This is a genomic window from Roseomonas sp. GC11, assembly GCF_024437745.1.
Lineage (GTDB): Bacteria > Pseudomonadota > Alphaproteobacteria > Acetobacterales > Acetobacteraceae > Pseudoroseomonas.
Genome location: NZ_JANFNY010000138.1, coordinates 1 through 7,573, shown reverse-complemented (window position 1 = coordinate 7,573; position 7,573 = coordinate 1). Strand labels below are relative to the sequence as shown.

Genomic DNA, 7,573 nt, shown 5'->3' with positions numbered 1-7,573 from the left:
CCCGCCGCCTGCGGCCCGCTGCCGCGCAGCGCCTGGAGGGCGGCGCCATGGGTGGCGGCGGTGGCCTCCGCCGCCTCCGGCAGGGCCCCCTTCGTCTCCAGCGCGTCGAGCCAGACCCGCGTCTGGTCCAGCGCGCCCAGCAGCAGGTCGGCCATCGGCGCGGTGAGCGCCATCTGGCCGGCGCGCACGGCGTCCAGCAGATCCTCCGCCGCATGCACCAGCGCAGTGAGCGGCGCGACATCGAACAGGCCGGAGGTGCCCTTCAGCGTGTGCACGGCGCGGAAGATGGTGTTCACCAGCGCCTCGCCGGCCTCGCCGCGCTCCAGCCGCAGCAGGCCCTCGCTGGCGGTGTCCAGCAGGTCGCGCGCCTCGATGAGGAACTGGTCGAGCAGCGGATTCATGCCGGCGGCATCCCGAGCAGCACGCGCGCCAGCCCGGCCAGCAATTCCGGCCGCACCGGCTTGCGCAGGTAGAGATTGGCGCCGGCGCGGTAGGCGCGCGAGGCTTCCGCCGCCCCGGCCTCGGTGGTGATGGTGATGACCGGCACGGCGCGCAGCGCCTCCTCCTGGCGCAGCTTGCGCAGCATGCTGTAGCCGTCGAGGCCGGGCATGTTCACATCCACCAGGATCAGCCGCGGCGGCGCGCGCAGGGCCTTCTCCAGCCCTTCCATGCCATTCCAGGCATCTTCCACGCGGCAGCCGAGGCCGCCGAGGATCTCCCGGTAGTAGAGCCGCACCGTCGCCGCGTCATCGACGACGAGCAGCGCCGCATCCCGGAGAGGTTCATCCCGGGGAGGCGCATCGGGGGACGCCGCCTCAGGCGGGCCGCTGATAGACGATGGCATCGGGAAATTTCCTGACCTCGAACAGGGAGGAGATGCGGCTCATCGACTCGGAATGGCCGAGACAGATGAAGCCGCCCGGGCGCAGCGCGTCGAACAGCGCCTCGATCGCGCGGCGGCGCGAGGCGTCGTCGAAGTAGATGAGCAGGTTGCGGCAGAAGATGACGTCGATGTCGCGATAGGCGCGCGTCTCGTCCGGCTCGGTGATGTTGACGCGGCGGAACTCGACGGAGCTGCGCAGGTCGCTGATCAGCCGCCAGCGCCCCTGGCGCAGCGGGGTGAAATAGCGCGCCAGCATCTCCGGCGGCACATGCTGCAGGGCGCGGGCATCGTATTCGCCGAGGCGCGCCTGCTCCAGCACGCGGGTGTCGATATCGCTGGCCAGGATGCGCACATCCCAGTTGTCCACCCCCGGCCATTGCTCCAGCAGGTGCAGGGCGATGGAATAGGGCTCCTCCCCCGTCGAGCAGGGCATGGACCAGATCTGCAGCGGGTCGCCAGGCCGCCGCCGGGCGGTGAGGGCGGGCAGGATGGAATCCGTCAGGCAGCGGAACTGGTAGTGCTCGCGGAAGAAATAGGTCTCGTTGACCGTCATCGCGTTGATGAGGTTCTGCAGCTCCTCCCCGCGCGGGTCGCGGAAGCGCAGCAGGGTCAGGTAGTCCTCGAAGCAGCGCGTGCCGGTGGCTTCCATCCGCTCCAGCAGCCGGCGGTCGACGAAATAGCGCTTGGTGGCGCCGAAGGTGATGCCGCTCTTCTGGTAGAAGAATTCCTGGAAGCGGGCGAACTCACCGGACTGGATGGGCGGGGGCATGGGCTTCATGCGCCGTCTGGCAGCAGGCGCGCGCGCACGGCGCGCGCGGCATAGGCGAGGAAGGGCTCATGGGCGAAGCGCAGCGCCAGGGCCTCCAGCGGCGCGGCGGCGGCGGCGCTGCCGATGCGGTCCAGTGTCTCCACCCCGGCGGCGCAGACATTGGCGTCCGGCTCCGTCTCCAGCAGGGTGAGGATCCAGCCTTCCGCCGCCGCGCAGCGCAGCCCGGCCAGGGTGGAGAGCGCCATGATGCGCCAATCCGCCTCCTCCGCCGCCAGCAGGCCGCGCAGGGCCGCGGCGGCGGGCTCGCCCACCGCCTGCAGGGCCGCCAGGGCGGCATTGCGCAGCCAGGCATCCTCCGCCCGCAGCAGCGCCAGCAGCGCCGCCACGGCCTCGGGCGTGGCCAGGGTGATGAGCGCCGCCAGCATCGCCTCCTGGGCCGGGCGGTCCTGCTCGCTGCGCAGGGCGGCGGCCAGCAGCGGCACGGCCTCCGCCGGGCTGGCCAGGGGGCAGGAATGGGGGCTGGCCAGCGCCTGGGCCGCCGCGCGGCGCTGCCCGGCCTCGGGCGAGGCCAGCCCGGCCAGCACATCACCGGCGGAGGGCGGGGCCGCCTCCGCTTCCGCCCCTGGCCGTGCCTTCAGGAGTCCCATCGGCTGCTTCCCCCCGCTTGGCCGGACACCGCCCATTGCCGCAGCTTCGCCGCGATGCGGTCGCAGGGCAGCACCTCGCTCGCCCCACCGCGGCGGATCAGCTCGGCCGGCATGCCGAAGACGGCGGCGGTCTCCTCGCTCTCGGCGATGGTGCGCCCGCCCAGGCGGCGCAGCTCCGCCATGGCCGCCGCCCCGTCATCGCCCATGCCGGTGAGCTGCACGCCGATCAGCCCGGCGGGCGGCACCAGGCCGAGGGCGCTGCGCACCAGCCGGTCCACGCTCGGGTGCCAGAGGCTGGTGTCGGAGCGCACGGAATTGGCCACCAGCCGGCCCAGGCGCTTTTCCACGACGAGATCCGCCTCGCCCCGGCCGATATAGGCGCGGCCCGGCTGCAGGGGCATCGGCGTCGAGACCTCCACCACCTCCAGCGCGCAGATGGAATCCAGCCGCCGGGCGAAGGAGGCGGTGAAGCCCGCCGGCATATGCTGCGCCACCAACACCGCCTGCGGGTAACTGGCCGGCAGCTCCGGCAGGATATCCTCCAGCGTGCGCGGCCCGCCGGTGGAGACGCCCACCAGCGTCAGCCCCGCCAGGCCGCGCGTCGCGGCGCGGGCGGCGGCGGAATGGCGGCGCTGCTCGGCCGCCGCCTGCTCCGCCCGCAGCGCCTCGCGCAGGCGCAGGGCACGGCGCGGCCGGGCGCGGGCGGCGGCGCGCAGCTTGCCCAGCAGCTCGTCCCGCATCGCCTCGATGCCGATGGACATGGTGCCGCCCGGCTTGGCCACCACATCGACGGCGCCGAGCGCCAGGGCGCGCACCGCCGCCTCGGAGCCCTGCTGCGTGATGGAGGAGACCATCAGCACCGGGCGCGGCATGTCGCGCATGATGTGGCCGAGGCAGGTGAGCCCGTCCATCTCCGGCATGTTGACATCGAGCGTCACCACCTGCGGCTCGAATTCCGGGATGACGGCCAGCGCCTCCGCCCCGTTGCGGGCGATGGCCACCTGGATATCCCCCTCGCCTTCCAGCAACCGGCGCAGCTGGCTGCGCATCAGCGCCGAATCCTCGACGATCAGCACCTTCAGCATGACGCGCCCGTCACAGCTCGTTGAGCGCGCCCTGCTCCTCCAGGTCCAGCAGGTGGCCGGCCTCGAGCAGCTGCAGCATGCGCTTCTGCTTTTCCAGATTGGCGACACGGTCGATCAGCCGGGCACCGCCGCCCAGGCGCGGGGCGGGGCCGATGGTGGCGCGCGGCACCTTCAGCACTTCCACCACGCTGTCGACGATGAAGCCGGTGCGGGCCTGCCCCACCATCAGCACCATGATGCGCTGGCGGTCATTGCGCGCCATGTCGGGCATGCCGAAGCGGCGGCGCTGGTCCACCACCGGCAGCACCACGCCACGCAGATTCACCACGCCCTCGATGAAATCGGGCGTGCGCGGCATGCGCGTCAGCTGCTCCGGCACACGGACGATCTCCTGCACGGCGCCGATCGGCACGCCATATTCCTCATGGCCGAGGCGGAAGACGACGAACTGCTCCTCGTCATCCGCCGCCGCGCCGCCCTGGTCCTGCTGCGCCATCGCCTCCTCCTCCGCCGCCGCCTGGGCGGCCATGCCCTCGCCCAGCAGCCGCTCCCGCGCCTCCTCCGGGAACATGCGCGAGACGGAGAGGATGGTGACCAGGCGCCTGCCCTGCTCCAGCCGGCAGATCGCCTCCAGCTCGCCGCCGCGCCCGCCGCCCTGCCCGCTACTGGCCAGCAGCGGCGGCACCGCCTCCACCACCGCGCGCGGCACGCGCAGCACCTCCTTCACCGCATCCATGACGATGCCGACCGAGACCGGCCCGGCCGGCCCGGCCAGGGCGACGACGACGATGCGGTTATGCTCGGCCAGCGGCGCCTGCGGCATGCCGAACATCCGCCGCAGCGAGACCAGCGGCAGCAGCCGGTTGCGCAGCGTCATGACGCCCATGACATGGGATTCGCTGCGCGGCACCACGTTGATGCGCGGCGGGACCTGGACGATCTCCTGCACATCCTCGATGGGGAAGGCGTATTCCTGCCCCTCCACCTCGAAGCTGACGAGCTGCAGCTCATCGCCCCCGCGCGCCTCCGCCGCCGCGCCGCGCGGCAGGCCGGCGCCCTCCTCGCCGCCGCGCGGGCCATGGCCCTCGCGCCGCGCCCCCTCACCGGGGGCGGCGGCCTCCTGCAGGCTGTCGGGGTCGAGCAGCAGGATCATGCCGCGGTCGCGCTTGACGACGCCCTGCAGCAGGTCGCTGCGCACCGTCTGCCCGGCGGCGGCGAAGGGCTCGATCTCATGCGCCTCGGTGGTGATGACGCTCGCCATGCGGTCCACCACGAAGCCCGAGAGGGCGCCGCGGTTGATGACGACGATGCGCGTCGCATCGTCATGCGGCGCGTCGCGCAGCGCGAAGATGCGCCGCAGGCTCGTCACCGGCAGCACGGCGCCGCGCAGATTGGCGATGCCCTCCAGGCTGGCCGCCGCCATCGGCACCCGCACCAGCCCGGGCATGCGGATGATTTCCTGCACCTCGGAGAGCGGGACGCCGAAAACCTCGTCCTGCACCCAGAAGGTGACGAATTGCCGTCCGGCCAGGGTGTCCTGGGCCAGCGCTGCGCTCATGGCTGTGTGCCTTCCTGCTCGGGCCACGTCCCCCGGTGATGGCGGCGCCTCAGGCGCCGCTGTTCTGCAGCTCGTCGGCCAGGGAGGCGATTTCCTCCACCGCCGCGGCCAGTTCCTCGGCGCCCTTGGCCTGCTCGCGCGCGGCCTGCGAGGCCTGGCCGGCCGATTGCTCGGCCTGGGTCGCGGCGGCGGAGACCTGCTCCACCCCCTTCTTCACCTCGCTGAGGCTGACCAGGATATCCTCCGCGCTGGCGGCGATCTCGCGGTTGCCTTCGAGGATCGTCGCCATGTCGGTGACCATGGCGGAGAGATTGCTGGTCAGGGCCTTGTTCTTCTCCAGCTCGGCGGAGGCGGCGGCGGCGATCTCCTCCAGGTCGCGGCGCACGGCCACGATCTGGTCCTGCACCGACTTCACCAGGTCCTTGATCCGCTCGGCATTCTCCGAACTGTCGCGGGCGAGGTTGCGGATATCGGTGGAGACCACCATGAAGCCCTTGCCGAACTCCCCGGCGCGCGCCGCCTCGATCGAGCCGTTCACCGCCAGCATGTTGGTCTGGATCGAGACGGTGGTGATGGCGTCCACGATCTTGTCGATGCGCCGCGCCACCTGCTCCAGCGCGTTGATCTGCTCGCGTGAGCGGGCATTCTCCTCCACCGAGGCCTGCACGCCGGCGATCATCTGCTCCACCGCCGTGCGGTTGGCGCCGAGCGCCTCGACCATGCCGGAGACCTTCTCGCGCGCGCTGCCGGCGCGCTCGGCCGCCAGCCGCGCGCCGCGCTCGATCTGCGTCACCGCCGCCGCCGATTGCTGCGTGGCGGCGGATTGCTGCTGCGCGCCACGGCTGATCTGGTCGATCGCCGTCATGATCTGCGCCGCGGCGCGGTTGATCTCCTCCACCGCGGCGGAGAGTTCCTCCGAGGCGGCGGCGACCTCCTCGGCGCTCTTGCCGATATCGCTGCTGTTCTTCAGCTCGTCGGCCATCTCGGAGAGTTCGGCCGAGGCCTGCTCGCTCTGCGTCAGGGCGCTGGCCTGCTGGTCGACGGTGCGCAGCGCCTCCTCGCAGGCGGCGGACTGTTCCTCGGCGGCGGCGGAAATCGCCTCCGCCCCCTTCTGCGCCTCCTTCGAGGCATCGACGGACTGGGCGGCGGCGGCCATGATGTCGCGCGCGCCGCGCAGGATCTCGCCCATCTCGGCGCGGATCTGCTCCAGCTGGGCGGTGATGGCGCGGCCCTTCTCCGCCTCGGCCGTGGCGGCGGCGGCGGAGCTGTTGATCCCCTCGGCGATGATCTTCACCTCGCGCTGGATCTGGCCCACCATCTCCTGGATGTCGCGCGCCGATTTCTCGGAGGTCTCGGCGAGGTTGCGCACCTCATCGGCGACGACGGCGAAGCCCTTGCCATGCTGCCCGGCGCGCGCCGCCTCGATGGCGGCGTTCAGCGCCAGCAGGTTGGTCTGGTCGGCGATGCGCGCCACGGCCTTGACGATGTCGCCGATATTGGATGCCTGCTTCTCCAGCTCCGCCACCATGGCGACGGAGGCCGCCTGCCGCCGCGCCGCGTGGCCGATGCTGGCGATGCTGGTGGCGATCTGCGTGTTGACACTGGTGACGAGGGCCTGCTGTGCCTCCGTCCGCTCCTCCGAGGCCGCGGCATTGGTGCGCTGGCGGTCGAGATTGGCGACGACGCGCGAGACGGCGCGCAGCGATTCCTCGGCGGCGCTGGAGGCCTCGGTGGCGCCGGCGCTGATCTGCTCCATGGCGCGGCGCAGCTCCTCGGCGGCGGAACCGGCCTCGGCGATGCCGCTCGCCACCTGGGTGGTGGCGCTGGCCACCCGCTCGGCCGCCTTCTGCTGGCGGGCGAAGGTGCGGACCCGCTTCTGCGCGGCGGCGGCGGGGCGGGCGGCGGTGCGGGCGGGACCCTCAGCGGCGGAGCGGGCGGCGCGCGGCGCCTCCTCCTCCTGCCTTTTTCCACCGCCATCGCGCAGTTCGTAGGACTTCACCAGAGCCATTTGGACGACCTCGGTCAAAGCGTTTTCGCATCAGCCACAAGCCCGCGCGGGGCTTGCGAAATCCCTATCGCGGCGCCTCAGAACAATTCGATATCGGGCGGCGGCGGGGCGGCCCGCGCATCGCCGCCGCGATGGGCGGCGCGCTGCGCCTCCATCACGTAGCTTTCCTGCATCCGGCGCAGCAGCGCCTCCGGCGGCGGCGGGGCGGGGTGGCCCTCCGGGTCGCGCAGATGCTCGGCCAGGGCCGTGGCATGGGCCGCCAGCTCCTCCAGCGCGCTGCCGGCCTGGCCCAGCTGCTGGCGCAGGATGTCCTGGAACTGCAGCGTCGCCAGCGCCTCCAGCACGAGGCCGCGCAGCGCCCCCGCCTGCTGGCTACCACCCGCGGCCCCGCCCTGGCCCCCCCCCGCCGCGCCTTCCAGCGCCGGGGCCATGGCGTCGATCAGCGTCAGCCGCTCATGCAGCTCATAGGTCACGGCCTCGCTGCGGCTGACGGCGGAGGCCAGCTGGTGGCGCAGCACCCAGGCGATGCAGGGATAGGCCATCAGCGTCTCCGCCGCGGCGCCGAGGGGGGCGGGCGGGCCGGCCGGGGCGGCGGCCAGGGCGGCGGCGGGCGCGGGCGGGGC

At 72.7% G+C, this 7,573-nt stretch carries 8 protein-coding genes; all 8 read right to left on the bottom strand.

What is annotated here, in order from left to right:
* On the bottom strand, positions 1-401 hold a 401-nt coding region (locus tag NON00_RS23500; RefSeq protein ID WP_256025225.1), incomplete at its 3' end, for an Hpt domain-containing protein.
* Complete coding sequence (locus tag NON00_RS23495) at positions 398-844, bottom strand: PleD family two-component system response regulator (protein WP_256025224.1); 447 nt, start codon at positions 842-844, stop codon at positions 398-400. The genes NON00_RS23500 and NON00_RS23495, both read right to left, overlap by 4 nt.
* Positions 816-1,652 carry a protein-glutamate O-methyltransferase CheR gene (locus NON00_RS23490; protein ID WP_370688763.1) on the bottom strand — a complete coding sequence of 279 codons (837 nt, stop codon included), beginning with the start codon at positions 1,650-1,652 and terminating at the stop codon, positions 816-818. Before NON00_RS23490 ends, NON00_RS23495 begins: the two co-directional genes overlap by 29 nt.
* A 5-nt stretch (positions 1,653-1,657) precedes the next feature.
* Complete coding sequence (locus NON00_RS23485) at positions 1,658-2,299, bottom strand: HEAT repeat domain-containing protein (protein WP_256025222.1); 642 nt, start codon at positions 2,297-2,299, stop codon at positions 1,658-1,660.
* Positions 2,287-3,384, bottom strand: coding sequence for a chemotaxis-specific protein-glutamate methyltransferase CheB (gene cheB / locus NON00_RS23480; RefSeq protein ID WP_256025220.1), 1,098 nt, complete (start codon positions 3,382-3,384; stop codon positions 2,287-2,289). Before cheB ends, NON00_RS23485 begins: the two co-directional genes overlap by 13 nt.
* Positions 3,385-3,394: 10 nt before the next feature.
* Positions 3,395-4,942, bottom strand: a complete 1,548-nt coding sequence (locus NON00_RS23475) for a chemotaxis protein CheW (RefSeq protein WP_256025219.1) — start codon at positions 4,940-4,942, stop codon at positions 3,395-3,397.
* A gap of 49 nt (positions 4,943-4,991) precedes the next feature.
* Positions 4,992-6,950 (bottom strand): methyl-accepting chemotaxis protein, encoded by a 1,959-nt coding sequence (locus NON00_RS23470; RefSeq protein WP_256025218.1) that lies wholly within the window; start codon positions 6,948-6,950, stop codon positions 4,992-4,994.
* A 77-nt stretch (positions 6,951-7,027) separates the two neighbouring features.
* A partial coding sequence (locus NON00_RS23465) for a hypothetical protein (protein ID WP_256025217.1) occupies positions 7,028-7,573 on the bottom strand: 546 nt, incomplete at its 5' end.

Coding starts and splice junctions, on each gene's coding strand:
- NON00_RS23495 (WP_256025224.1), bottom strand. CDS start 844: ATGCCATCGTCTATCAGCGGCCCGCCTGAGGCGGCGTCCCCCGATGCG.
- NON00_RS23490 (WP_370688763.1), bottom strand. CDS start 1,652: ATGCCCCCGCCCATCCAGTCCGGTGAGTTCGCCCGCTTCCAGGAATTC.
- NON00_RS23485 (WP_256025222.1), bottom strand. CDS start 2,299: ATGGGACTCCTGAAGGCACGGCCAGGGGCGGAAGCGGAGGCGGCCCCG.
- cheB (WP_256025220.1), bottom strand. CDS start 3,384: ATGCTGAAGGTGCTGATCGTCGAGGATTCGGCGCTGATGCGCAGCCAG.
- NON00_RS23475 (WP_256025219.1), bottom strand. CDS start 4,942: ATGAGCGCAGCGCTGGCCCAGGACACCCTGGCCGGACGGCAATTCGTC.
- NON00_RS23470 (WP_256025218.1), bottom strand. CDS start 6,950: ATGGCTCTGGTGAAGTCCTACGAACTGCGCGATGGCGGTGGAAAAAGG.